16 protein-coding genes are annotated in these 23,946 nt (G+C 70.0%); 12 read left to right on the top strand and 4 right to left on the bottom strand.

Translation table 11 applies throughout. The features are described 5' to 3' along the window. Nucleotides 1–241: 241 nt before the first annotated feature. Genes ACFOWZ_RS05685 through ACFOWZ_RS05660 form a run of 6 tightly spaced genes read left to right on the top strand, consistent with a single transcriptional unit; the run spans nucleotide 242 to nucleotide 9,243 of the window. Nucleotides 242–1,786, top strand: a complete 1,545-nt coding sequence (locus ACFOWZ_RS05685) for an amino acid permease (RefSeq protein WP_382369817.1) — start codon at nucleotides 242–244, stop codon at nucleotides 1,784–1,786. Continuing rightward, a complete protein-coding gene (locus tag ACFOWZ_RS05680) occupies nucleotides 1,787–2,605 on the top strand; it encodes an urea amidolyase associated protein UAAP1 (RefSeq protein WP_382369814.1) in 819 nt (272 codons plus the stop codon). Then, nucleotides 2,602–3,252 (top strand): urea amidolyase associated protein UAAP2, encoded by a 651-nt coding sequence (locus ACFOWZ_RS05675; RefSeq protein WP_382369811.1) that lies wholly within the window; start codon nucleotides 2,602–2,604, stop codon nucleotides 3,250–3,252. The genes ACFOWZ_RS05680 and ACFOWZ_RS05675 overlap by 4 nt, the downstream gene beginning before the upstream one ends. Beyond that, the gene (gene uca / locus ACFOWZ_RS05670; RefSeq protein WP_382369808.1) at nucleotides 3,249–6,848 is read left to right on the top strand and encodes an urea carboxylase; all 3,600 of its coding nucleotides are present in this window, start codon (nucleotides 3,249–3,251) and stop codon (nucleotides 6,846–6,848) included. The genes ACFOWZ_RS05675 and uca overlap by 4 nt, the downstream gene beginning before the upstream one ends. Then, nucleotides 6,845–8,542 carry an allophanate hydrolase gene (gene atzF / locus ACFOWZ_RS05665; protein ID WP_382369806.1) on the top strand — a complete coding sequence of 566 codons (1,698 nt, stop codon included), beginning with the start codon at nucleotides 6,845–6,847 and terminating at the stop codon, nucleotides 8,540–8,542. Before uca ends, atzF begins: the two co-directional genes overlap by 4 nt. Beyond that, nucleotides 8,539–9,243, top strand: a complete 705-nt coding sequence (locus ACFOWZ_RS05660) for a TetR/AcrR family transcriptional regulator (RefSeq protein ID WP_382369803.1) — start codon at nucleotides 8,539–8,541, stop codon at nucleotides 9,241–9,243. Before atzF ends, ACFOWZ_RS05660 begins: the two co-directional genes overlap by 4 nt. On the opposite strand, the gene ACFOWZ_RS05655 is transcribed toward ACFOWZ_RS05660, so the two are convergent. The 4 genes from ACFOWZ_RS05655 to ACFOWZ_RS05640 form a co-directional block, all read right to left on the bottom strand. After that, nucleotides 9,234–13,199, bottom strand: a complete 3,966-nt coding sequence (locus ACFOWZ_RS05655) for a non-ribosomal peptide synthetase (protein WP_382369800.1) — start codon at nucleotides 13,197–13,199, stop codon at nucleotides 9,234–9,236. The genes ACFOWZ_RS05660 and ACFOWZ_RS05655 overlap by 10 nt on opposite strands. Beyond that, nucleotides 13,196–13,687 carry an SET domain-containing protein-lysine N-methyltransferase gene (locus tag ACFOWZ_RS05650; RefSeq protein ID WP_382369797.1) on the bottom strand — a complete coding sequence of 164 codons (492 nt, stop codon included), beginning with the start codon at nucleotides 13,685–13,687 and terminating at the stop codon, nucleotides 13,196–13,198. The genes ACFOWZ_RS05655 and ACFOWZ_RS05650 overlap by 4 nt, the downstream gene beginning before the upstream one ends. A gap of 128 nt (nucleotides 13,688–13,815) precedes the next feature. Continuing rightward, nucleotides 13,816–15,321 carry a helix-turn-helix domain-containing protein gene (locus ACFOWZ_RS05645; protein ID WP_382369794.1) on the bottom strand — a complete coding sequence of 502 codons (1,506 nt, stop codon included), beginning with the start codon at nucleotides 15,319–15,321 and terminating at the stop codon, nucleotides 13,816–13,818. Nucleotides 15,322–15,758: 437 nt separating this feature from the next. Next, entirely contained in the window at nucleotides 15,759–17,393 is a 1,635-nt protein-coding gene (locus tag ACFOWZ_RS05640; protein WP_382369791.1) for a phospholipase D-like domain-containing protein, read from the bottom strand. A gap of 160 nt (nucleotides 17,394–17,553) precedes the next feature. Here ACFOWZ_RS05640 and ACFOWZ_RS05635 point away from each other — a divergent pair, with 160 nt between their 5' ends. The 6 genes from ACFOWZ_RS05635 to ACFOWZ_RS05610 all read left to right on the top strand — a co-directional run bounded on the left by ACFOWZ_RS05635 (nucleotide 17,554) and on the right by ACFOWZ_RS05610 (nucleotide 23,842). After that, a complete protein-coding gene (locus tag ACFOWZ_RS05635) occupies nucleotides 17,554–18,465 on the top strand; it encodes a hypothetical protein (protein ID WP_382369788.1) in 912 nt (303 codons plus the stop codon). Between the two features lie 27 nt (nucleotides 18,466–18,492). Beyond that, the gene (locus ACFOWZ_RS05630; protein ID WP_382369785.1) at nucleotides 18,493–19,344 is read left to right on the top strand and encodes a class I SAM-dependent methyltransferase; all 852 of its coding nucleotides are present in this window, start codon (nucleotides 18,493–18,495) and stop codon (nucleotides 19,342–19,344) included. A gap of 84 nt (nucleotides 19,345–19,428) precedes the next feature. Further along, entirely contained in the window at nucleotides 19,429–20,109 is a 681-nt protein-coding gene (locus ACFOWZ_RS05625; protein ID WP_382369919.1) for a response regulator transcription factor, read from the top strand. Next, the gene (locus ACFOWZ_RS05620) at nucleotides 20,106–21,560 is read left to right on the top strand and encodes a HAMP domain-containing sensor histidine kinase (protein WP_382369782.1); all 1,455 of its coding nucleotides are present in this window, start codon (nucleotides 20,106–20,108) and stop codon (nucleotides 21,558–21,560) included. Before ACFOWZ_RS05625 ends, ACFOWZ_RS05620 begins: the two co-directional genes overlap by 4 nt. Nucleotides 21,561–21,609: 49 nt before the next feature. Further along, the gene (locus ACFOWZ_RS05615; protein WP_382369779.1) at nucleotides 21,610–22,815 is read left to right on the top strand and encodes a monooxygenase; all 1,206 of its coding nucleotides are present in this window, start codon (nucleotides 21,610–21,612) and stop codon (nucleotides 22,813–22,815) included. A 100-nt stretch (nucleotides 22,816–22,915) separates the two neighbouring features. Continuing rightward, on the top strand, nucleotides 22,916–23,842 hold the full coding sequence (locus ACFOWZ_RS05610; RefSeq protein WP_382369776.1) for a TQO small subunit DoxD: 927 nt from the start codon (nucleotides 22,916–22,918) through the stop codon (nucleotides 23,840–23,842). The last annotated feature ends 104 nt before the right edge of the window (nucleotides 23,843–23,946 follow it).

The raw sequence follows: 23,946 nt of genomic DNA, 5'->3' as shown, positions 1-23,946 counted from the left end.
GAACAACGTCAACTTCGCTGACACGTTTTGCCCCTGCCCGAAACGCTGGCGGTCCTCGTCAGGCGTGACCGATCCTCCCGGAGGCGTCGGTGCTGGGCTCATCACGTCCAGATCCCCGGCGCCTCTCCGTCGCCAGCGCGTTTTACAGGGAATTTACGCACGTCGCCGGTCCGTGAAATACCGGGCCCAGACAGTCATACCTGTCGATCGACAGGTATTCCGTCCGGCTCCGGGAGGGCCCATGAGCACGTCTGTCAGTGACACCGGTTCCCCTGGAACCGGCTACGCCCAGGAGCTGCGCAGGGGTGTGGGCACGTTCTCGTCCTTCGCGGCGGGCTTCTCGTTCGTCTCGATCCTCACCACGGTCTTCCAGCTCTTCGGACTGGGCTTCGGGCTCGGTGGCGCCTCGTTCTTCTGGGCCTGGCCACTGGTCTTCGCCGGGCAGTTGCTCGTCGCGCTGTGCTTCGCGGAGCTCGCGGCGCGGTGGCCGGTCTCCGGCGCGATCTTCCAGTGGTCCAGCAGGTTGGCGGGCACGACGGCAGGCTGGTTCGCCGGCTGGATCATGATCATCGGGCAGATTCTCACCGTCGCTGCGGCCGCGATCGCGATCCAGGTCGTCCTGCCGAGCATCTGGTCCGGTTTCCAGATCGTCGGAGGATCCGGCGCGGACTCCGCGGTGACCTCGGCGACCGGCGCTCAGAACGCGGTGCTGCTCGGCGTGATCCTCCTCGTGATCACGACCGCCGTGAACATCGCCGGCGTGCGCCACATGGCCTCGGCCACGAGCGTCGGAGTCACGGTCGAGATCGTCGCGGTGATCGTGCTCGTGCTGGCTCTGTTCGTCCTTCCCGAACGCGGTCCTGCGGTCGTGTTCACCCACGAGGGCTGGACCGGCGAGGGCAGTTATCTCCCGGCGTTCCTCGCCTCGGCACTGATGGCCGCGTACGTGATGGTGGGCTTCGACTCCGCGGGTGAGCTGGCCGAGGAAACGCACGCGCCGAGGCGCACGACCCCGCGCACGATCCTGCACGCGCTCATCGCGTCGGCGATCGGTGGCGCGTTGCTCATCCTCGGCGCCTTGATGGCCGCGCCGAGCCTCACCGACGGAAACCTCGCCACCGCAGGGCTTTCCTGGGTGCTCACCGAACGACTGGGCGGAGTGCTGGGCCGTCTGCTGCTGTGCTGCGTCGCCGTTGCCGTGTTCGCGTGCACGCTCGCCATCCAGACCGCGGGTGCACGGATGATCTACTCGATGGCCAGGGACAAGGCCTTCCCGTTCCACCGGCAGCTGGCCAAGGTGTCCCCGCGCACCGGAACGCCGGTCGGCGCCTCGATCGTCGTGGGTGTCGGCGCCGCGATCGTGCTCGTGGTCAACATCGGTCAGTCCGCGCTCTTCACCGCGTTGTCGAGCCTGTGCATCGCGATGCTCTACCTCGCGTACCTCGGCGTGACGTTGCCGCTGCTGGTCACCCGGCTCCGGCACCGCAGGACCGACGGCTGGCCGACCGGTGTCGACGAGCACGGCAAGCCGCTGTTCAGCCTCGGCAAGTGGGGAATCCCGCTCAACGCCCTCGCGGTCGTCTACCAGGTCGGCATGGCGGTCAACCTGTTGTGGCCGCGGCCGGAGATCTACGACCTCACCGGCGAGACCTGGTGGCTGCGCTGGAGCGCGCTGCTCGTGATCGGCCTCAGCCTCGCCGCCGGTGCCGCGTACCTGCTCGGCAAACACCGGCTGCACGGCCGGATCGAGCTGCGCCACGTCCCGCACAGCGCCCAGGAGGCCTGAGTGACCGACTCCGTTGTCAACGCCAGGGCGGACGCTCGCGCACGAGGCGGGCAGACGAGCGAGTGGATGCCCTACCTGCCCGCGTCGTCGAGCCCGTACCGGCCGCCAGGCGTGGAAGCGCTCACCTGGGCGGAAACCGTTGCGCCAGGCGGATACACGCACAAGGTGCTCGCCAGGGGAACGCGGATCCGGTTCGACGACCCCACCGGTGACGCGTGCGCGCACGTGATCGTCTACAACGCACTGGAAGCGGTCGAGCGGCTCAACGTCGCCGACACGGTGAAGATCCCCTGGCAGGCCTACCTCGGTGCCGGGCACCCGTTGCTGTCGGGTGACGGCCGCGTGCTCGCGACGATCGTCGAGGACACGTCGGGACACCACGACGCGTTCTGCGGCACGACCACCGAGGCGTGGAACCAGCGCAAGTACGGCGACGCCAGGCCGGAAGGGCCGTCCCCGGCCGGTCGTTCGCTGTTCGTCAAGGCCGCGGCCAAACACGGACTCGCGCCGCGCGACCTCCCACCGAGTGTGTCCTTCTTCCAGGGAGTCGGGGTCGACGCCGACGGAGCCTTCGTGTGGCGGGGATCGGCGGGGGAGGGCACCTCGGTCGAACTGCTGGCCGAACTGCCGTTGCTGATTCTCGTGGCCAACGTGCCGCACCCGCTGGATCCACGGGCGGACTACGTGGCCGGGCCGCTGCGCGTGCACGCCTGGCGCGCCGCACCCACCGGGCCGGGCGACGACCGTTTCCAGGCCACACCCGAAGCACACCGGGCCTACCTCAACACCATCGACTACGCGGAGGCGCGAGGACTGTGACCAGCTCACTGGCTCTCGACTGGTCGGAACCGCTGGTACCGGGCGAGGTCGTGCTCGACGAACGGGTCGCTCCCAACGCGTCCTGGTCGGCCGTGGTGCGGGCCGGCCACGTGCTGACCATCGTGGACGTCGGCGGCAACCAGTCGGGTGACTGCCTGCTCTACAACGCCGCCGACACCGAGGAGCGCTACAGCGTCCCCGACACGCTGGCGTGGCAGGGAAACGCCTACGTCCGCACGGGCACGGTGCTGCGCAGCAACCTCGGCAACCCGCTGATGACCGTCGTCGGCAACGAGATCGACCGGCAGGACACCATCGGCGGCGCCTGCTCGAAGGAGTCGAACACGTTGCGGTACGGGCACCACGTGATGTTCCACCACGGCTGCCGGGAGAACTTCCTCTCCGAGGGCGCCAAACACGGGCTCGGTCTGCGTGACCTGGTCTCGAACCTCAACTGGTTCATGAACGTCCCGGTCGAGGCGGACGGCGCTCTCGGCATCGTCGACGGGATGTCCGCGCCCGGCAAGCGGGTCGCGGTGCGGGCCGACACGGACGTGCTGGTGCTGATCTCCAACTGCCCTCAGATGAACAACCCGTGCAACGACTTCAACCCGACGCCGCTGCGCATGATCGTGGTGAGGCCATGACGTCCTTCGACGTGGTCCTGGTCGCCAACCGGGGTGAGATCGCGCGCCGGATCATCCGCGGCGCGCACGCCCTGGGCATGAAGACGATCGCGGTCTACTCCGACGCCGACCGAGCCGCGCCGCACGTGCGGGAGGCCGACATCGCCGTCCGGCTCGGCCCCGCTCCCGCCCGCGACTCCTACCTGCGCGCCGACGCGATCATCGAGGCCGCTCTCGACGGTGGCGCCGGGCTGATCCACCCCGGCTACGGGTTCCTGTCCGAGAGCGTCGCTTTCGCCCGTGCCGTCGAAACAGCGGGTTTGCGGTTCGTCGGACCGACTTCCGAGCAGATCGCCGCGTTCGGCGAGAAGCACACCGCGCGGGAGATCGCGCTCGGTGCGGGTGTGCCGATGCTCGCCGGGACCGGGCTGCTGTCGTCGGCTGACGAGGCCGTCGCCGCAGCCGAACGGATCGGGTTGCCGGTGATGGTCAAGGCGACCGGTGGTGGCGGCGGCATCGGCATGCAGGCCTGTGCCACCGCGGCTGGTGTCCGCGAGGCGTTCGAACGCGTGGAGTCGTTGGCACGGCAGAACTTCGGCGCTGCGGGAGTGTTCCTCGAACGGCTGGTGCGCCCGGCCCGGCACGTCGAGGTGCAGCTCTTCGGCGACGGCACGGGCCGGGTGGCGGTGATCGGCGACCGGGACTGCTCGCTGCAGCGCCGCAACCAGAAGGTCGTCGAGGAGGCGCCCGCTCCGGCCCTGCCCGGCCACGTTCGCGAGCTGCTGCACACCTCGGCGCGGGAGCTGGCCGCGTCGGTGCGCTACCGCAGTGCCGGCACCGTCGAGTTCATCTACGACCCGGTCCGCCAGGAGGCCTCGTTCCTGGAGGGCAACACGCGGCTGCAGGTCGAGCACCCCGTGACGGAGATGGTCTTCGGCGTCGATCTCGTCGAGCTGATGCTGCGGCTGGCGCGTGACGGCGCGGACGGCCTGCCCGACCGCGTCTTCGACTCGCCGTGGATCCCGGACGGCCACGCCTTCGAAGCCCGGGTGTACGCCGAGGATCCCGCGAAGGAGTCGCTGCCGTCGTCGGGTCTGGTGACGCGGGCGGTGTTCCCCGAGGATCTCGACGGGGTGCGGGTCGACGGCTGGGTCGAGACCGGGCTGGAGGTCTCGCCGCACTACGACCCCATGCTGGCCAAGGTGATCGCCGCCGGTCCCAACCGGGACGCCGCGCTCGACCTCCTCGGCGAGGCGCTCGACGGCTCCCGCGTCGACGGCATCGTCACGAATCTGGGGCTGTTGCGGGCCCTCACCACCTCCGACGACGTGCGGGCCGCGGTGCACTCGACGTCGAGCCTCGACGTCACCGCCGATCCCGATCCTCGCGTCGACGTCCTCGTGCCGGGGACGATGACGACGGTGCAGGACCTGCCCGGCCGCGTCGGGTACTGGCAGGTCGGTGTTCCGCCGAGCGGTCCGTTCGACCCGGTCTCGCTGACCGAGGCGAACCTCGCCGTCGGCAACCCGGCCACGGCACCGGGGCTGGAGATCACCGCGGCCGGGCCGGTGCTGCGGTTCTCGGTTCCCTCAGTCATCTGCCTCACCGGTGCGCCAGTCGAGTCCTCTGTGGACGGCGAGCCGGTGCCGCAGTGGGAACCGGTCGACGTCCCCGCCGGTGGCACCCTGCGGATCGGGACCGCCGCCGGGCCCGGGCTGCGCACCTACCTCGCCGTCCGGGGCGGGTTCGACGTGCCCGGCTACCTCGGCAGCGCCTCGACGTTCACCCTCGGAGGGTTCGGCGGCCACGCCGGTCGCGCGCTGCTGGCGGGTGACGTGCTGCGGCTGTGCTCGCCGGACGCGGCGGAGAACCCGGGACTGACCACGATCGGCGGCCCGACCCCGGCGCACCGCCGTCCCGCGATCACCGGCAGCTGGCAGATAGCGGTCACCGAGGGGCCGCACGGGGCGCCCGATTTCTTCACCCGTGCCGACCTCGATTCCTTCTACGCCAACGACTTCAAGGTGCACCACAACTCCGCGCGCACCGGCATCCGGCTGATCGGGCCGAAACCGGAGTGGGCGCGCCCCGACGGCGGGGAAGCGGGGCTGCACCCGTCGAACATCCACGACACCCCGTACGCCATCGGCGCCATCGACTTCACCGGCGACACCCCCGTGATCCTCGGCCCGGACGGCCCGTCGCTGGGCGGGTTCGTCTGCCCGGCCGTGGTCGCGAGCGGTGATCTGTGGAAGCTCGGGCAGTTGCGTCCCGGCGACACCGTGCGGTTCGTGCGGGTGCGTGAGGCCGATGCCGCGGTCGACCGGCGAGCGGTGCCGCGCGTGGTCAGTTCCGGTGGCGACGGTGACGACGGCGTGCTGGGCCGTCTGGAGGAGACCGAGGGCCGTCCGTCCGTGACCTACCGCCGCGACGGCGACAGCAACGTGCTCGTCGAGTACGGGCCCATGACCCTCGACCTCGCCCTGCGCATGCGGGTGCACGCCCTCCAGGAAACCCTTGCGGCACATGCCCCGGACGGCATTCTCGACGTCACACCGGGCATCCGTTCGTTGCAGGTCCACACGGATCCGGCCCGGTTGAAGGCTTCCGACGTCGCGCGGCTGCTGCAGGAGCTCGAAGGTGAAGTGCCCGCCACCCAAGACCTCGTGGTGCCGTCCCGCACGGTCCGGTTGCCGCTGAGCTGGGACGATCCCGCCACCAGGCTGGCGATCGAGCGGTACATGGCCGGCGTGCGTTCGGACGCGCCGTGGACACCGTGGAACATCGAGTTCATCCGCCGCATCAACGGTTTGGCGTCCGTGGACGACGTCCACCGGACCGTCTTCGACGCGTCCTACCTGGTGCTGGGGCTCGGTGACGTCTACCTCGGCGCACCGGTGGCGACACCGCTCGACCCCAGGCACCGGCTCGTGACGACGAAGTACAACCCCGCGCGGACGTGGACGGCCGAGAACTCGGTCGGCATCGGCGGCGCCTACCTCTGCGTCTACGGCATGGAAGGACCTGGCGGATACCAGTTCGTCGGCCGCACGGTGCAGGTGTGGAACCGCTACCGCCGCGGCGGGCTGTTCGCCGAGCACCCCTGGGCGCTGCGCTTCTTCGACCGGATCGAGTGGTACCCGGTCTCCGCGGAGGAGCTGCTCGAACTGCGCGCCGAGACCGACGCCGGACGTGGCGACTTCGAGACGGTCGACGGCACGTTCTCGATCGCCGAGCACCTCCGCTTCCTGGAGGACAACGCCGACGACATCGCGGCCTTCCGGGCACGCCAGACCGCGGCCTTCGAGGAGGAGAAGGCCCGCTGGCGGCTCGCCGGGGAGTTCGACCGGCACCACGAACCGGAAGTGGTCACCGCACCCGAGGTGACGCTGCCCGCCGGTGCGGTCGCCGTGACCGCGCCGTTCACCGCGACCGTCTGGCGGCTCGCACTGCAAGCAGGTTCCCAGGTGGCCGAAGGGGACGCGGTCCTCTCGGTCGAGGCGATGAAGATGGAGGCCGACGTGACCGCACCCGTCACGGGCAGACTGGTCGAGCTGTACGTGGGTCCCGGCGACCAGGTCGATCCCGGTCAGGTCCTCGCGGCGGTGCTGCCATGACGCCCGATCCCGTCGCCGCCGTGAACGCGGCCTACGACCGGATCGAGGCTGAGGGCCGCCACGAGATCTGGGTGACCCTGCGGTTCCGCGAGGACGTGCTGTCCGAAGCCAAGGTCATCGCCGAACGGGTGGCCGCGGGCGAGGACCTCCCGCTGGCGGGCCGGGTGATCGCGGTCAAGGACAACATCGACGTGGCGGGGCTGCCGACCACCGCGGGCGCGCCGTCCTACCTCTACCGCCCGACCTCGGACGCCACGGCGGTCGCGCGGCTGCGGGCCGCGGGCGCCGTGGTGATCGGGAAGACGAACCTCGACCAGTTCGCGACCGGTCTCGTGGGCACCAGAAGCCCGTACGGCGCGGTCCGCAACGCCTGGGACCCCGCCAGGATCTCCGGAGGTTCGTCCGCGGGCTCCGCCGTCGCCGTCGCGCTGGGCATCGTCGACGCCGCACTGGGCACCGACACCGCGGGTTCCGGACGTGTCCCCGCCGCGCTGAACGCCGTCGTCGGGGTGAAACCGACGAAGGGGCTCGTGCCCGTCACCGGAGTCGTGCCCGCCTGCTACTCCCTGGACTGCGTCACGGTGTTCGCCCGCGATCTCGCACTGGGACGGTTGGTCGCCGAGCTCATGTCCGGGCCCGACGCCGAGGACCCGTTGTCCCGCGAGGCACGTGCGGACGTGGTGCTGCCGCCGCGGCCGCGGGTCGCCGTGCCCACGGCGGAACACCTGGCCGGGATGGCACCCGGCTGGCGCGAGGCCTTCGCCGCGGCGGCAGCGAGCCTGGCCGCCACAGGTGTGGAGATCGTCGAGGTCGACATCGCACCCCTGCTGGAGGCCGCGAAGATGTTGTACGGCGGCGCTTTCGTCGCCGAACGCTACGCCGCCGTCGGCGCCCACATCGAGGCCAACCGCGACCAGATCGGCACCGGCCTCGACCCCACCGTGGCCGCGATCATCCTCGCGGGAGCGGCGCCGACGGCCGTGCAGTGGGCCGCCGACACCGCCACGCTGGCCCGTCTGGGTGCGCAGGGACGTGTACTGCTCGACGGCTGCGACGCGTTGCTGACCCCGACCACGACTTGCCATCCCACCCTGGAGGAGGTCGCCGCCGACCCCGTCGGCGTCAACAGCAGGATGGGTCGCTTCACCAACTTCGCCAACCTGCTCGACCTCGCCTCACTCGCGGTGCCGGCCGGGTTCGTCGACGGACTGCCGTTCGGCGTGATGTTCACCGGTCCCGCGTTCAGCGACCGCGGCCTGGCCGAGCTCGCCGGCCGCCTGCTCGCGCCGTCGATCGAGCTCTTCGTCGTCGGCGCGCACCTCAGCGGCCAGCCCCTGAACTCCCAGCTGGTGCAAGCGGGCGGCACGCTGGTCCGCCCGGCCACGACGGCCGCGGCGTACCGGTTGCGCGCGCTGGCCACGACACCACCCAAACCAGGCCTGATGCGCGTGGCGGACGACGGTGCCGCCATCGAGGGAGAGGTCTGGCGACTCCCGGCGGCGGGGTTCGGCACGTTCGTCGCCGCCGTGCCGGCACCGATGGTCATCGGCACCGTCGAGCTCTCCGACGGAATAGCCGTCCCGGGCTTCCTCGCCGAGCCGTGGGCTCTCGAGAGCGCCGACGACATCACCTCGTTCGGGGGATGGCGGGCCTACCTCGCGGCAGACCGGACGAAGGGGACAATGACGCGGTGACTCGCCCCCGCCCCGGCCGCCCGCGCCACGCGCCCGACGAGGGCAGCGGCATGTCGCCGCGGGCACAGATCCTCGAAGCGGCCGCCGCGCTGTTCGTGGACCAGGGTTTCTCCGCGACCTCGACCCGCGCCATCGCCGACCGGGTCGGGATCCGGCAGGCCTCCCTCTACTACCACTTCGCGGGCAAGGACGACATCCTCCTGGAACTGCTGCGCACCTCGGTGCGCCCCAGCCTGGAGACCGCCCGTGCGCTGGAGGACGCCGAACTCCCACCGGAGGCGGCGCTCTACGCCCTCGCCGTGGCCGACGCGCAGACCCTCGCGACGGCACCGCACAACATCGGCATGCTCTACCTGCTGCCCGAAGTGCAGCTGGAGCGGTACGACCTGTTCCGCGAGGACCGGGTGGAGCTCCAGGAGACCTACGCCCGCCTGGCCGCCCAGCTCGCCGGGGACGACCCCACCTCGGTGGAGGGCGCACGCCGGGGCGAGATCCTGATCCAGCTCGTCGAGGTGGTGATCCACCAGAGACGGACGCGCGTCCCGTGCGAGTCCGACTGCCACGCCATCGCCGAGGCGTGCCTGCGGGTGTGCGGCGCAGACGAGCAGACGATCGCCGCCGCCCGCACCGCGTGCGCCGGGGTCGTGCGGCACGAGGTCGCGGCGGCTCCGACACCGCCGCGACCAGGTCCTCAAGCCTGAGCTCGAGTGGGCGCGCCTTCGTATCTCGTGTGTGGCAGCAGGTGTTCGTGCTTCATCACGACGCTGTGGGCCGCGGCGTAGGTGCCTTCGCCGATTTCCGCGCCGTACAGCGGAACGGTGCCGTGGGCCAGGGTGGAGTTCGGGCCCACCGTGACCCGGTCGATCTTCAGGACGCGGTCCTCGAAGGTGTGGGCCTGGAACATGGCGTTGACGGTGGCGCCGTCGTCGAACTGGAGCATGTCCGGGTCGACCACCTGGCCGAAGCCGTCGCCGAGAACGACTCGTTTGCCGATCTTCATGCCCATGCGGCGCAGGTAGACGGCCAGCAGGAGGGTGCCTTCGAGGGCGGCGAGCGTGCCGCTGGCGATGACGCCCCAGGCGACGTACAGGAAGTCCCAGCGGCTGCACCAGCACGACCACAGCGGATGGATGCCGGGGCGCACCTTGCCCAGCAGCAGCCACTTCATCGCCAGCACGATCAGGCACGGCAGCAGTGCGACGCCCAACGTCACCGCCGCGACGCCGATGGTCAGAAAGACCGTGGACGGCAGGGTTCGAGCGGCGAGTGCGATGCCCCAGAACCACGCGGTCACGACGGCCAGCGGGGCGACGGGCAGGGTGAACCGCAGCCATTCCCAGAACAGCCGGTTGATCCGCCGGATCAGCGAGGGCTCGTGGGTCAGTGCCCGGTCCACCTCCACGACTTCCCGTTGCGGCAGCTCGAACGCCGGGTGCCCGAACCACGAGCTGCCCGGCCGGACCACGCGGTCGTCCGCGACGGTGCTGATCCCGATCAGGACGTCCGGGGGCAGACTCTGCCCGCCCGCGATGACGGCGTGGTTGCCGAGGAAGGTCCGCTCGCTGATGTGGACCGCCGCCGGCGTGACGGTGTTCTGGTGGATTCTGGGGCCGCCCAGGTAGATGCCGTCGGCGAAGAACGTGCCGGGTCCGATGTGGACGAGTTCGGGGACGACGTCGATGATCGTGCTGATCTCGCAGCCGCGGCCGACCTTCATGCCGGCCCAGCGCAGCCAGGTCGGCCAGTACAGGCCGCCGGACAACCACTTGTTGGCGGAGTCGACCAGCCCGGTCTTCAACCAGATCCGGATGTAGGCGGGGCTCCAGCGGCTGATGACCTTCTCCGTCACCCGGCCCAGTGCCCGCGCGACGAGGGCTTGGAGCGCGATGGTGAGCATCAGGGTCACGCAGGTCAACAGAGCGACAACGCCCAGGAAGTTGGTGTAGGACAACGGGTTCGTGAGCACCGCGAGCAGTGCGTCGAACGTGAGCCCGTAGTGGAGGATCACGCCGACCGCCATCACCGTGGCGGGCAGGGACAGCACCCAGGCGAGCAACGTCCTGGACACCATCATCGCGACACCGTGCAGGACGGGGGAGAAGAGGCTGCCCTCCAGCACGGGTACGGGCGGGCGCGGCGCCGGGCCGACCATCCTGGCGGGCACACCGTCCCACATCTCACCGTCCGGAATGGACTTGCCGGCAGGCAACGACGACAGCGCGGCGAGCCAGGTGTCCCGTCCCATCCGGGATCCCGGACCAAGGCTGGCTCGGGTGTCGACGGTGGCGCCGTCGCCGATCCTGACCGGGCCGACGACGAGCTGTCCGTGCTCGAACTGGACGAGCCCGAGGTGCGCGTCCTGGCCGAGGGTCACGTCGTCGCCGATGTCGAGCAGGTCCCAGCCGCCCTGGGTCAGGTTGACGCCGCGGTGGATGTGCACGCGTTGGCCGATTCTCGCCCCGAGCGCACGCAAGGCCATGCACTGGAACTCCGTCCCGGCAATGGTCTTCCACGGGATGATGCGCACGACGTGCTGCACGATCCACATGCGCACGCGGAGATCGCCCCACGCGGGAGCGCGCCCGGCTTGGTAGCGACCGATCAGCATCGTCTTCACCCGCACGGCGATCCACACGGAGATCGGCGTCCAGGCGAGACTCAGCGGCGCGAGGACGACCGGCACGACCAGCACGAGCGGCAGCAGGCCGATCAGACCGGCCACCCACGGCAGGAATTTGAAGGTCACCAAGTAGGCCACAGGGGCGAGGAGGAGGAGTTCCAGCGCCAGCCACCACGACTGCTCGGCGGTCACGGCGGCCGCGTCGCGAGCGGTGGCCACGGTGGGCTCCGGCGCGGGTTCCTGCTGTGCCTGCGTCCCGGGGTTGATCCGCTGCGCCAGTCCGATGACCGTGCGCGCCTCGTAGACGTCCCGGACCGTGATGGCCTCGGTGATCGGGTTGGCCCTCAGCTTGGAGATGAGGATCGCGGCCTGCAGCGAGGTGCCACCGAGGTCCTCGAAGAAGTCGTCCTGCGCCGACACGCCCCCGGTGGCGAGGCCGAACACCTCGCAGATCGCGACGGCGATCGCCATCTCGACCGAGTTCATCCTGCCGGTGTCACCGCGGGAGTGGCGGCGGCGCTCGATCATGGTGAGCACGGGCAGGTCGGCGCGTTTGAGCTTGCCGCCCGCGCTGCGGGGCAGGACGTCGATCAGGCCGAACAACGCGGGCACCATGTAGGACGGGAGTTCCGCCCGCAGCCTGCTCTTCAGGCGTTCCACGTGAGGCGGACGCATCCGGTCCGCCACGACCAGATGTGCCGCGATCGCCTGCGACGCGCCCTCGCCCTGGACGCAGCACGCCGCCTCGACCACGTCCTCGCAGCGGGCCAGGACCGTCTCGATCGCCTCCAGCTCGATCCGGTACCCGCGGACCTTGACCTGGGAGTCGATCCGGCCGTGGTAGAACAACGTCCCGTCCGGCTCGGCGTGCACGAGGTCACCGGTGCGGTAGATCCGGCCCGCCATTGGGTGGTCTGGAAACTTCTCGGCCGTCAGCTGGGGCAGGTTGAGGTAGCCGAACGCCAACCCGACGCCGGACATGCAGAGCTCGCCCTTTTCTCCGGGGGCGACTGGCCTGAGCTGTTCGTCGAGCACCCACGCCCGTGCGCCCGGTACCGGCCGGCCGACGGCGATCGGTTGTCCCGCAACGATGTCCGCGCGCAGACAGGTCACTGTGCACTCGGTCGGGCCGTAGCCGTTGACCATCCGCCGTCCCCGCGACCACAGTTCGGCGACGTCGTCGGGCAGCGCCTCGCCGCCCACGTACAGCAGGCGCAGGTCCGGCAGTGCCGTCTGCGGATCGGGGCAGGCGGCGGCGCGCAACAGGGTCGGTGGTGGGCAGAACACGGTGACCCGCTCGTTCTGCAGCCACGGCACCAGGTCCGGGCCGAGCCGGGCCGTCTCGTCGTCCATCACGACCGCGGTCGCACCGGACGCCAAGGCCATCCACAGCTCCTCGACCGACGAGTCGTAGGCGGCCGAAGAGCCCTGAACCACCCGGTCACCGGGACCGAGGCCGAACTCCATCACGTCGGAGCTGATCAGGCTGGCGATGCCGGTGTGCCCGACCATCACGCCCTTCGGCTTGCCGGTGGTGCCCGAGGTGTAGATCAGGTAGGCGAGGCCGTCCGGCGCGGGAGGGGCATCGACCGAAGGTACTTTCGCCCGCGGGCTGTCGACCCTGACCACCGCACCCCGGTAACCGACCCGCTCCGCTCGTTCGGCACCTCGCGCGTCGGTGACGAGCAGCTGGGCGCCGGAGTCGGTCAGGATGTGGCTGACCTGGTCGTCCGGGAACGCGGGGTCGAGGCACACGTACGCGGATCCGGACCGCAGCACCGCGAGCTGGGTCGCGTAGAGGACGACGGACGTGCGGGGCAGCATGATCGAGATGACGCGCCCGCGGCCGACGACCTCCTGGAAGAACTGTGCCGCGGCACCGGACTTGCGCAGCAGATCCGCGTACGTGGTCTGACTGCGGTTCGGACGCCCGGTGGCGGGAGGCACGTCCACGGCGATGGCGTCCGGCCACTGGCGGGCTGCCTGCTCGAAGAAGTCGACGAGCGTGACCGCCGGAGACCGGACAGTGGCCGTCATCGTGCCCCGCTGCACGACAGGTGGTCCGCCAGCCACGGACGCAGCCGCTGACGGTCCTCATCGGACAGATGACGGTAGCCCTGAATCCGGCCGATGCACCGATCGGTTCCGCACTGGCAGGCGAAAGGCTCTGCCATGTCGAATTCGGTGGTGTTGTAGTTGAATGTGATGTCCTGTCCGAAGACGACCGGTTTCAGTGCGATGACCGAACGGTCGCGAATGAACACCGTAGGTTCACAGCTGTGATTCATGAAGCGCCAGAAGAACTGATCGAGGATCGCCTCGAAACCGAATTCGGCGGGCACGTCGACGTGTACGTCGTGGCCGATCTGCACGGTGTACCGGTTCGGTGTGGCTGTCAGCTCGCCCTCGATCGTGAACAGCAGTTCTCCTGCCACGGCCGGGCGGTTCGCCACGAGGCGGTACTCGCCGCCGGCGCGGACGACGGCCACCGCGCTCGTCACATCGACGCACTCTCCTGCAATCATGTGAACTCCCGAACTGTCGATTCCTGGCTGGGCTCTTTCTCGGTAGTACGAGCAGGATTCGGAAGGGGTTCAAAGCGAATTGGTTGATTGACGATTCGACGGAAATCCGTCGTCGGGTGGACGTTCTGTCAAGGACGCCTGATGGCGTCGTACGCGGAGAGCGCGGCGTGCAGGGAGGCCCGGACTCGAGGCGAGTCGAGATCCGCGCCGAGCAACTGGCCGATCCGCTTCAGGCGGTCGTACAGCGCCTGCCTGGACAGGTTCGTCGCGGCCGCCGCGTCGGTCTTGTTGCCACCACTGTCCACATAGGCCCGCAAGGTGGCGATCATGTCGATGTGCTCCGGGTCGAGCAACGGACCCAGCTCTCGTTCGACATGAGCCTGCACGTGCGGGTCGTTGCGGAGGAGGTACATCAGCCCGGGCAGCCCCAGATCGCGCAGCCTCACGTAGGGCGCGTCCCAGCTGCCACCACTGGCGGCCGCGGCCACCTGGCGCGCCTCGACCAGCGCCTTGCGCACCTCCGACACCGAGGTGACCGGCTCGCTCGCGGCGACGACCGCAGGTGCCCTTCGCCGCACCGCTTCCGCCAGCCGCACCAGGCATCCGTGCACGTCGTCGTCCGGTTGCAGCGTCAGCAGAATGCCGAGTGAGTCGTCGTCGAAGGCGCCGTGCAGTCCGGTGAGATCCCGCGGGAGATCACCGATCCTGTCCGCAACGTCAAGAGGAGACCGGTCGTGGACGACCACGGCGACCATGACGGACTTGTCGAGCGGAATCCCCAGCGCACGCACACGTGAGGCGAACTCGGCGGCCACGAGGTCGCCGGTCAGCAAGGACGTCAACAGAGTGCGCTGGGCGCGCAGGTGGGAGTCCTCGTCGTGGTGCGCCCGCAGGTCCAGGGCGATGACACCGGCCGCCCGCTCGGCGACGATCACGTGTGCGGCTGAGGGTTCGGGGCACTTGACGAGCAGCCGGCCCCACTCCGCGGCTCCGGTGCCGATCGTGGTGACGAGCCATCCGGTTCTGTCGTGGTAGGCGGTCTGTCCACTTGCGACGATCTGTCGGGACAGCGACTCCCAGTTGTCGAGGCAGTCCGCGTCCGCGCCTGCCGGGCCGAACGCGATGACCTGGTGCGCGGTGTTCTCCAGCACCACAGGGCATTGGGCCAGGGCCGCCGCATGAGAAACGACGGTCAGGGCGTCGACCCCTGCCCGAGCGAGCTCGGAGAACCGTTGGTGAATCTGCTCGTGTCCGCGCGACTCGGCGAGCTGTCCGGCAGTCACGAGAGCGAGGGCGGCTTCGGTCACCTGGGAGAGCCGGACGTCCTGCCGCAACTGCACCAGCGGCATCCTCAGCCCTTGCGCCGCGAGCACCAGGGCGTCCGGAAGCGCGCCGGCGCTCTGGACCACGACTCCGACGACGCCGGTCGTGGCCAGGCGTTCGAGCCACCGTCCGGCGTCGTGCGGCAGACAGCCGCTCGCGGCGAGAAGGAGCTCCCCGGACTGCGGCGTGTCGGCGACGTGGACCCACCGCACGGTCCGGCCGAGGTGCTCGAGGCCGGCCAGGACGGTCGGCTCACCTCGTCGCACGCCTTCCAGATCGAGGATCTGCTGGATGGTGGGCAGTGACGTCAAGCCGGATCTCCTGCGCTCGCGGGGCAAGAACGATCACTCTGGCCGTCGCGCTCCCCGTCGCGCCATCCGTCGACCGGCCGGGTTCTCCGGCCACCTGACGGGAAATCACACCGGAGGTACCCCGACGTCAGGACGATCGTCTCGAATCGGCAGGTGGCATCGGCCGATCGGATCAGTCGGGTTGAGCGGAGTGGCAGGTGCCGAGGTGCCCGTGGGCGAGGGCGGTGCCGCACAGGTAAGTCGTCGTTCACTACTTCCGGGTTGCCGTTCAGTACCCGTCAAGTGCGCATTCGTGCGTTGGGCCGTTGTGGGAAGTGCTCGAGCCGGAGGGCAACGACGCCCGCCAGGTGTTCCTCGGAGCCGCGCCCCGATCGCGACCTCATTCACGCGGATTCCGCGCCGGTTCCGTCGTTGTCAAGTGGAGGACTGAGGCAGACCTACTTGAACAGCAGCCGTTGCCGATGACTCGGGGTGGCCGGGTCGTAGTAGCGCGCCACCCAGCTGTCGTCGGTCTTGAGGAACACCACCTCTTCCGACTTGCCGAGGCGCTGCTGCAGGAAGCGGAAGTAGTAGTGGTTGAAGATCCGCATGAACTCGCCGAGGTAGATGTCCGCGGCCCTGGTGTCTCCCTGGATCACGAGCACGTTCTCGTCGTTCTCGCGGACGGACGGGTCGCTGAAGTTGCCAGAACCGGTGATCACGAGCGGGTCGTCGCCGAGCGGGTCGACGAGCATGAACTTCGTGTGGCTGAACCGGACGTGGCCGTTGAGGCCGGTCAGCTGCTCCCGCGTCCAGCGGTTGAGGATCTCGTCGGTGAGCAGTGAGCCGATGGCGGTCTTCACGTCGTGGTCGGTGTCGAACCGGATCTCGTCCTCGCCCGGTGGCCGTTCCAGCACCAGGTAGCGCAGCACGTCGGACTCGGGCTGGAGCGCCATGGCGATCTTGTCGTGCACGCCGAACGCCGCGGTCATGAAGAACGACCGGGTCGCGCGGCCGGCCTGTTCGGCGTACCAGTCGATCAGGTCGAGAGTGGTGCGCGGGCTGAACACGCAGTTCGTGCCTGCCAGGGGCGGGGTCGCGGGCGTGGGGCTCGCGGTGGTGTTGGCCGGCCGGATCTGCGCGTAGGCGGGGTCGTCGGCGAGCCGGGTCCAGTAGTCGAGGTAGGTGGCGGCGGTGGCCGGGTCGCGCAGCAGGTGGCCGACGTTGGACTGTCCGAAGAGGCCTCCCCAGGTGATGTTGGTCGACCCCGTCCACACCTCCCGCGGTGTGTCGTCGCGCAGCAGCACCAAGAACTTGTTGTGCGAGATCGAGCTGTTCGTCGTGCGCGGGATCATGTGGTCGGTCAGACCGGCTTCCTCGACGGCGGGTTCGGTGCTCTGCCACACCTTCTTCGGGTCGGTGCTCGCCTTTCCGCGCCGGTCGTAGATGATCCGCACGTCGACGCCCCGGTCGACGGCGGCTTTGAGCTCGGCGAGCACGTGCGGGTAGTTGAACTCGTAGACGGATCCACGCAGTGCGCAGCTGGGCCCGTCGGCGGAGCGGATGAACGCGATGAGCGCCTCCTCCAGCCCACGCGAGAGCCAGTCGTAGGCCGGGTCGGTCCGGTCGTTCTCCCTGGGCTTGCGCTCCCCGAACTCCCGCACGTACGCCTGACCGGCGCCCACACCCCGGTTGAAGTGGATCGCGTGCCCGCCCTCGTCGACCGGCTCGGTCCGCACCGCGACCGTGACCTCGTGGCGCACCTCGAGGTTCTTCGGCTTGCCGTACAGGGCGACGACGCGGTACTCGTAGCTCCGGCCGGGCTTGGCGGTGTAGTCGCCCCACAGGAACGACTGCAGCGGGTGCTCCAGCAGGCTGACCGGTGTACCCGGCGGCACGCCCTTCGAGGTCTCCTCGAACACCTTCATGCCGCGCAGCCAGTACCGTTCGTCCTCCTCCGGATCGAAGCGCTCGATCGCGAACCCCAGTAGTCCGGGGCTGTCCCCCTGGTCGAGGTCGAGGCCGAGCAGGACGACGTACGAGCCCGCGATCGCGTGCACGCTCAACGGACCGGCGGATTTCCTGATGCGCATGGTCGTTCCTCACTGCGCGGTGCACCGGCCCGCTGTGTCCCCCGACAACACGACCGGCACCAGAGGAATCGGTCCTGGCGGGTGCCCCATTACAGCGGCAGCGTATGGCCCGTAACGATCTGCGGCCGTTGATCGAACAACTGGTGTGAAGGCGTTGTTCGTGCGGCTCCACCGATTCACCCGTGTGCGCGGGCTGATCGTGCTGTTCGGCGGCCTGACGGCCGGGATCGCCTTGCTCGCCATGGGCGGGCTGGAGAAGCTCAGCGGTGCGGGCGGCGTGCTCGGCATGGCGCTGAGTGCACTCGTGATGATCGTCGTGGGTGCCGCCAAGTACCCGCGGTCCGCGGGTACGCCGTCGCACGAGCAGGTCGTGTCGAAGTTGCTGCGGGCCCGGAAGAAGTACTGCCTCATCCTGCGGCCGTTCGGACAGGACGCCGAGATCGTGCTGCCGAAGACGGGGGCCAAACGCCGTACCGGCGGTGGTCCTTTCACCCGCAACGTGACCATGGAGCAGCTCATCACCCGCGCCGCGCGCACGGTGCTCGACATGGACACCTACGGCATCGTCGATCAGCGCACCACGTTCGCCCCGCCGGGACCGGTCCTGATGCGTGCCGCCGACGACGTGTGGCAGGAGGTCGCCCAGCGCCTCATCGGCAGCGCACACGTCATCGTGCTGATCCTGCCGCCGGACCGGGACTTCGGCGACGGTTTCGTCTGGGAGATCGAGCAGATCCGGCAGGCCGGGGCGAACTCGCGCGTCGTCATCGTGCTGCCGCCGTGCGACCAGGACGCGGAGGCGTACGAGGCGGCACTGCGCCGCGCGTGTGTGTTGCTGGCGTTGCTGGACGGCGAACTCGACCACTTCAAGGTCCACGAGTACGAGCTGATGCTGCCCAGTGGCACGCTGGTCATCCGGTCGACCGCTGACGGAGCGAAGTGGTGGGAGACCCGCGACGAGCCCGTGGAGCGCACGGTGATCGGCCGCAAGCGCAAGACCGTGGTGGCCGACATGACCTATCTCGAGGTGCTCGAGGTGGCGTTGCGGGAGATCGACCACGAGCAGTCGTGATCCGCCGGTGTGAGTAGCGTCGTGGACATGGAGAACGGCGGACCCAGCCGGACGGCGCTCGTCACCGCGTACGCCCGCGCCTACCACCAGATCGCTGACCAGCCACAGATCTTCACCGACCCACTTGCGGCACGTCTGCTCGGCCATGCCGCGGAAGAACTGCCGGTCGCGACCGATCGCCTCGGCGGCGCCGTGACAGAGCGGCCCCGCCGCCTGTTCTTCGCCACCAGGGCTCGCTTCGCCGAGGACGCCGTGGCGGCGGCCGTCACCGCCGGCGTGCGGCAGGTCGTGATCCTGGGCGCGGGCCTGGACACCTTCGCCTACCGCAATCCGCACCGGGACCTGCGCGTGTTCGAGGTGGACCACCCCGCCACCCAGGCGTGGAAGCGGGAACGCCTCGCCACGAACGGAATCGAGTGCCCCGAGACGGTGGCCTTCGTGCCGGTCGACTTCGAAACCCGAACGCTGGCAACGGAACTGGAGTCCGCCGGATTCAGCCGGACGGCCCCTGCCGTGTTCGTGTGGCTGGGTGTCGTGTACTACCTGACCCCGGATGCCGCCCACGCCACCCTCGCCTACATCGCCGGTCAGGCCCAGCCGGTCGAGGTGGTCTTCGACTACCTGCGGTCCGCGACCACCGACGCGGAACTTGCCTACGAACGCGCACGTGCCGAGAGGCTGGCCTCCGTCGGTGAACCGGTGTTCAGCCACTTCACCCCCGAAGGCATCGCCGAACAGTTGCGCGCCCTCGGGTTCACCGGTGTCGAGGACCACCCCGCCGCCGACCTGATCTCCGGCTACCTCGGCGGATCCGCGGAGTTCGAGGGCGAACCGTCCCCGGGGCTGCACGCGCTCCGCCTGCTGCGCGCGAGCCGCTGAGGACGCGGCGACGCTTTAACGCTCGTCTCAGGTTGATCGGAGACGATGACCGGCACAGCGTCGACGGGAAGGGGGCGGGCCGGCGTGCGGATCATGATCGCGGACGACGAGGCGGCCATCCGCGAGTCGCTGGAGCGGGTGCTCCAGGTCGAGGGGTACGACACCAGCACCGTCGCCAACGGTCTCGCCGTGCTCGACGGGATCGGTGACGACCCGCCGGATCTGCTGATCCTCGACGTGATGATGCCCCGCCTCGGCGGGTTGGAGACCTGCCGGCGGTTGCGGGCGGCGGGCCGGGATCTGCCGGTGCTGATGCTGACCGCCCGGGACCAGGTCGACGACCGGGTCACGGGGCTGGACGCGGGCGCCGACGACTACCTGCCCAAGCCGTTCGCCACCGAGGAGTTGCTGGCCAGGGTCCGGGCCCTGCTGCGTCGCCGCGCGCCGGGCGACGAGTCGCAGATCCTGACGTTCGCCGACGTCCGGGTCGATCCCGACAGGTTCGAGGCGTGGCGGGGCGAGCGGCCGCTCCGCCTGACCCGGACCGAGTTCTCCCTGCTGCAGGTCCTCGTGCGCAACGCGACCAGGGTGCTGACCCGGGACGCGCTGTTCGAGGCGATCTGGGGCTTCGACATGAGCGTCACCGCCACCAGCCTCCAGGTGTACGTGAGCTACCTGCGCCGCAAGATGGAGGCTGAGGGTGAACCGCGACTGATCTACACGTTGCGCGGCCTGGGGTACACGTTGCGGGAGACTCCTCCGTGAGCAGTCGGCTGACCCGGTGGTGGCGCCGGCGGTCCCTGCGGACCAGGCTGACGGTGATCGCGGCGACGGCCATCGCGGTCAGCGTGTTCGTGGCCTTCCAGATCGCCAGCGAGCTGCTGGCGTGGGAGCTGCAGGACACCGTGAAGGATCAGCTGCGCGCCGACTCCCGCGTCCTGGCGGCGAACGCCGAGCGCGCCGGCCTGGCACAGGTCCAGCTACCGCCGCATCCCGGATCCGGCCGGCTGGTGCGGGTCGTCCTGCCCGACGGCTCGATCCGGACCCCGGACGGCCAACCCGCGCTGCCCCCGGTCAGCGAGAACGCCCTGCGCGTGGTGCAGGGCGCATCGGCCGACCTGATGGAGTCGGGCGACAGCGACGACGACGGCTACGTCATCTACACGCTGCGGGTGGGCGCCGGCGCGGTCCAGGTGGCCCGCGTCGCCGACGACAGCCCGATCAACCAGTTCGGGCTGGGCATGCTGCTGATCGGGCTGCTCTGCGTGGTCAGCGGCGCGCTCGTCGGGCGGGCCGTGGCGCGGACGGGGCTGGCGCCGATCGACCGGCTGACCGCCGCCGCGGTCCGTGTCGCACAAACCCGGAATCTCGACGCCGACATCCCGGACGAGGGCGGCGGGGAGATCCGGCGGCTGATCCAGTCGATCAACGACATGCTCGCCGCGCTCCGGGACTCGCGGCGGGCCCAGCAGCTGCTCGCCGAGGACGCCGCCCACGAGCTCAAGACCCCGCTCACCAGCCTGCGCCTCAACATCGAGCTGCTGATCCGGCTCGATCGGCGCGGCACCCTGGACAGCGGTCTGCCCGCGGAGAGCCGGACCCGGCTGCTCAACGATCTCGGCGCCCAGGTGGCCGAGCTGAGCACTCTCGCCGCCGAGCTGACCGACCTGGCGCGCGGGGACGTCAGCGACGAGAGCACCGAACTGCTCGACCTCGCCGACGTGGTGGTGGCCGCCGCGAGCCAGGCGCGTTCGCGCGCGCCCGACGTCGAGATCGCGCTCGACGTGACCTCCGTGTGGGTGAGCGGGCGTCCCGCTGCGCTCCAACGGGCGGTGCTCAACCTCATCGACAACGCCGGCAAGTGGTCGCCCGCGGACCAGCCGGTCCAGGTCCGGCTCCGTGCCCTGGGCGCGTCGGCGGTGCTCGAGGTCGACGACGCCGGGCCGGGCATCGACGCCGCCGACGTTCCGCGCGTGTTCGACCGGTTCTACCGCGCCGACAGCGCCAGGGCGTTGCCGGGATCCGGTCTGGGGCTGTCGATCGTGCAGCGGGTCGTCGACGCCCACGGCGGCCGGGCCGGTGTCGCCCGTTCCGCACGCGGTGGTGCGCTGCTCCGGGTCGACCTTCCGGTCGCGACGAACTCCACTGTGGACGTTCGGATGCCGAACGGCGCTCCGGAGAGAAGTACCGTGGTACCACCTCTTTCCCGAGAATGACGACCGCAGTAGGACGAAACGGGACGGAATCGGGCCTAGCGTTCAGGTCATGACGAAATCTGACAGTCCACTGTGGAGGCTTGCGGTGGCCGCCACGGCGGTGGCGACGACGTTCGCTGTCGTCGCCTGCGGGTCGAACGCCGGCAACGGCGCGGCGCCCCCCGTGCCCGGCTCGCACAACGCGCACGGGGACGTGAAGTCGGCTCCACCGCAGCCGCTGCGCGCCGGCGAGCGGTTCGTCGACCTGAAGATGGCGGAGGCCTACACGCCCGCGCCACCGGAGGGCGGCGGCACGGACGAGTACCGGTGCCAGGTGATCGATCCGGGCCTGACCAAGACGGCGTTCGTGACCGGGACCCAGGTCACGCCGGAGAACATCGCCATCGCGCACCACGCCATCGTGTACGCGGTGCCGCCGGGCGGCGCTGCCGCGGTGCGCGAGCAGGACGCGAAGACCCCCGGTCTCGGCTGGCAGTGTTTCGGCGGGACCGGCGTGAAAGGCGCCGAAGTAGAAGAGGGCGAAGCGGCGTGGGTGGACACCTGGGCGCCGGGTGCCACGGAGACGCTGTTCACCGAGGACGCCGGCTTCAAGCTGGAGCCGGGCAGCCTGATCGTCCTCCAGCTCCACTACAACCTGCTCGCGACCGACGGCAAGCCGGCCGGGTCGGACCGCTCGGCGGTGCGGCTGCGGCTGACGGACGGCACGCCGCAGACCCGGGAACTCGACACGTTGCCGCTCGACGCGCCGACCGATCTGCCTTGCGCGGCAGACGAGTCGGGTCCGCTCTGCGACCGGGCGGCCTCGATCGCGGACGTGACGAAGCGGTTCGGGCAGGAGGTCGGCGAGACCGCGGACCGGCAGGTGGAGGAGTGCGGCCAGAGCGCGCCGAAGCCCGGTGACACCCAGACCTGTGACCACGCGGTGGAGGCGCCGATGACGCTGTTCGCCGGTTTCGGCCACATGCACCTGCTCGGGCGGGCCATCAAGGTCGAACTCAACCCGGGGACGCCGAACTCCAAGGTCGTGCTGGACGTGCCGCAGTTCGACTTCGACAACCAGCGGCTGGTGAAGCTGCCGTCGCCGGTGGAGATCGGTCCGGGGGACACGCTGCGGGTGACGTGCACGCACGACGCGGGGCTGCGCAAACGGCTGCCGCAGCTGAGCAAGCTGCCGCCGCGCTACGTGGTGTGGGGCGACGGCACCAGCGACGAGATGTGCGCGGGAATCATGACGGTCTCTCCCCGCAAGTCCTGAGGAAGCGTCGAACGTGTGTGGGCTCTGAGCTCACACACGTCCGCAGCCGTGCGGCGTCGTGGCGGTGCCGTCGTTCAACTTCGACGAAAGGTGTCTTCTGTTGTCCCTCAAGCCTTCCCCCGGCGAAACAACGCCTGCGCCACCGCGGACACCGATCTGGGCACTCCTGCCGCTGCGCGTCTTCCTCGGCGGCACGTTCCTCTACGCGGGCCTCACCAAAATCCTCGACAACCACTACCTGGACCACACGTCGCCTCTCGGCGTCCACGCGCAGATGCTGCACGCCGCGACAACTTCCCCGATCGGCCCCCTGGTGTCGTTCGCGGCCGAGCACCCGGCCATCACCGGCGTCGTTGTCGCCGTGGGCGAGGTCGCTGTCGGGCTGGGCACTCTGCTCGGGCTGTTCACCCGCATCGCCGCACTCGGCGGGTTTCTCCTCGCGCTGAGCTTCTTCCTCACCGTGAGCTGGACGACCCGCCCGTACTACTTCGGCGCCGACATCGTCTTCGCAGCCGCCTGGACCCCGCTGCTGGTCGCCGGCGACGCAGGCCTGTTCTCCACGACGGATCGCCTGCGCGCCGCGATACGTCGTCGCCGGCCGAACGTCACCCCGGACGGCGTCGAGCGACGAGTTCTGCTCTGGGGTGGCCTGATCACCGCGGCGACCGCTGCCGTCGGCGGCGTCATCGCCCTCACCCGTCGCACCACCAACCCGGAACCGAGCCCGGCGGACCCAGGAACGGTGATCGCCGCGGTCTCTGCCGTCGCCGTCGGCTCGTCGACGAGGTTCACCACACCGAACGGTGCCGCCGCATACCTGTTGCGCCCCTCGACGGACGTCTTCACGGCATTCCTCGCGACCTGCACACACCAGGGCTGCCCCGTCACGCCCGCCGGCTCCGGCTTCCGCTGCCCGTGCCACGGCTCCACTTTCGACGGCAACGGCCAAGTCACCGGTGGCCCTGCAACCAAGCCCCTGGGCAAGGTGCCGGTGCGAGTCGTCGACGGGCAGGTCACCACCGCATGACCGGGCTAGTGCCGCAACCGGCAGCCTTTGCCCCGCATTTCGACGTTCAGACGGGGCCGCGAGGCGCCCTGCCAGGCGCCGGAAGACGCGGCGAACCTGCTGTT

The sequence above is a fragment of the Lentzea rhizosphaerae genome, from assembly GCF_042649515.1.
Lineage (GTDB): Bacteria > Actinomycetota > Actinomycetes > Mycobacteriales > Pseudonocardiaceae > Lentzea > Lentzea aerocolonigenes.
This window is presented reverse-complemented; position numbering and strand designations above follow the sequence as displayed.

Excerpts from the sequence above, each read along its gene's own strand:
- ACFOWZ_RS05685 (WP_382369817.1), top strand. The coding sequence starts at position 242 with ATGAGCACGTCTGTCAGTGACACCGGTTCCCCTGGAACCGGCTACGCC.
- uca (WP_382369808.1), top strand. The coding sequence starts at position 3,249 with ATGACGTCCTTCGACGTGGTCCTGGTCGCCAACCGGGGTGAGATCGCG.
- atzF (WP_382369806.1), top strand. The coding sequence starts at position 6,845 with ATGACGCCCGATCCCGTCGCCGCCGTGAACGCGGCCTACGACCGGATC.
- ACFOWZ_RS05655 (WP_382369800.1), bottom strand. The coding sequence starts at position 13,199 with ATGACGGCCACTGTCCGGTCTCCGGCGGTCACGCTCGTCGACTTCTTC.
- ACFOWZ_RS05650 (WP_382369797.1), bottom strand. The coding sequence starts at position 13,687 with ATGATTGCAGGAGAGTGCGTCGATGTGACGAGCGCGGTGGCCGTCGTC.
- ACFOWZ_RS05640 (WP_382369791.1), bottom strand. The coding sequence starts at position 17,393 with ATGCGCATCAGGAAATCCGCCGGTCCGTTGAGCGTGCACGCGATCGCG.
- ACFOWZ_RS05630 (WP_382369785.1), top strand. The coding sequence starts at position 18,493 with ATGGAGAACGGCGGACCCAGCCGGACGGCGCTCGTCACCGCGTACGCC.
- ACFOWZ_RS05615 (WP_382369779.1), top strand. The coding sequence starts at position 21,610 with ATGACGAAATCTGACAGTCCACTGTGGAGGCTTGCGGTGGCCGCCACG.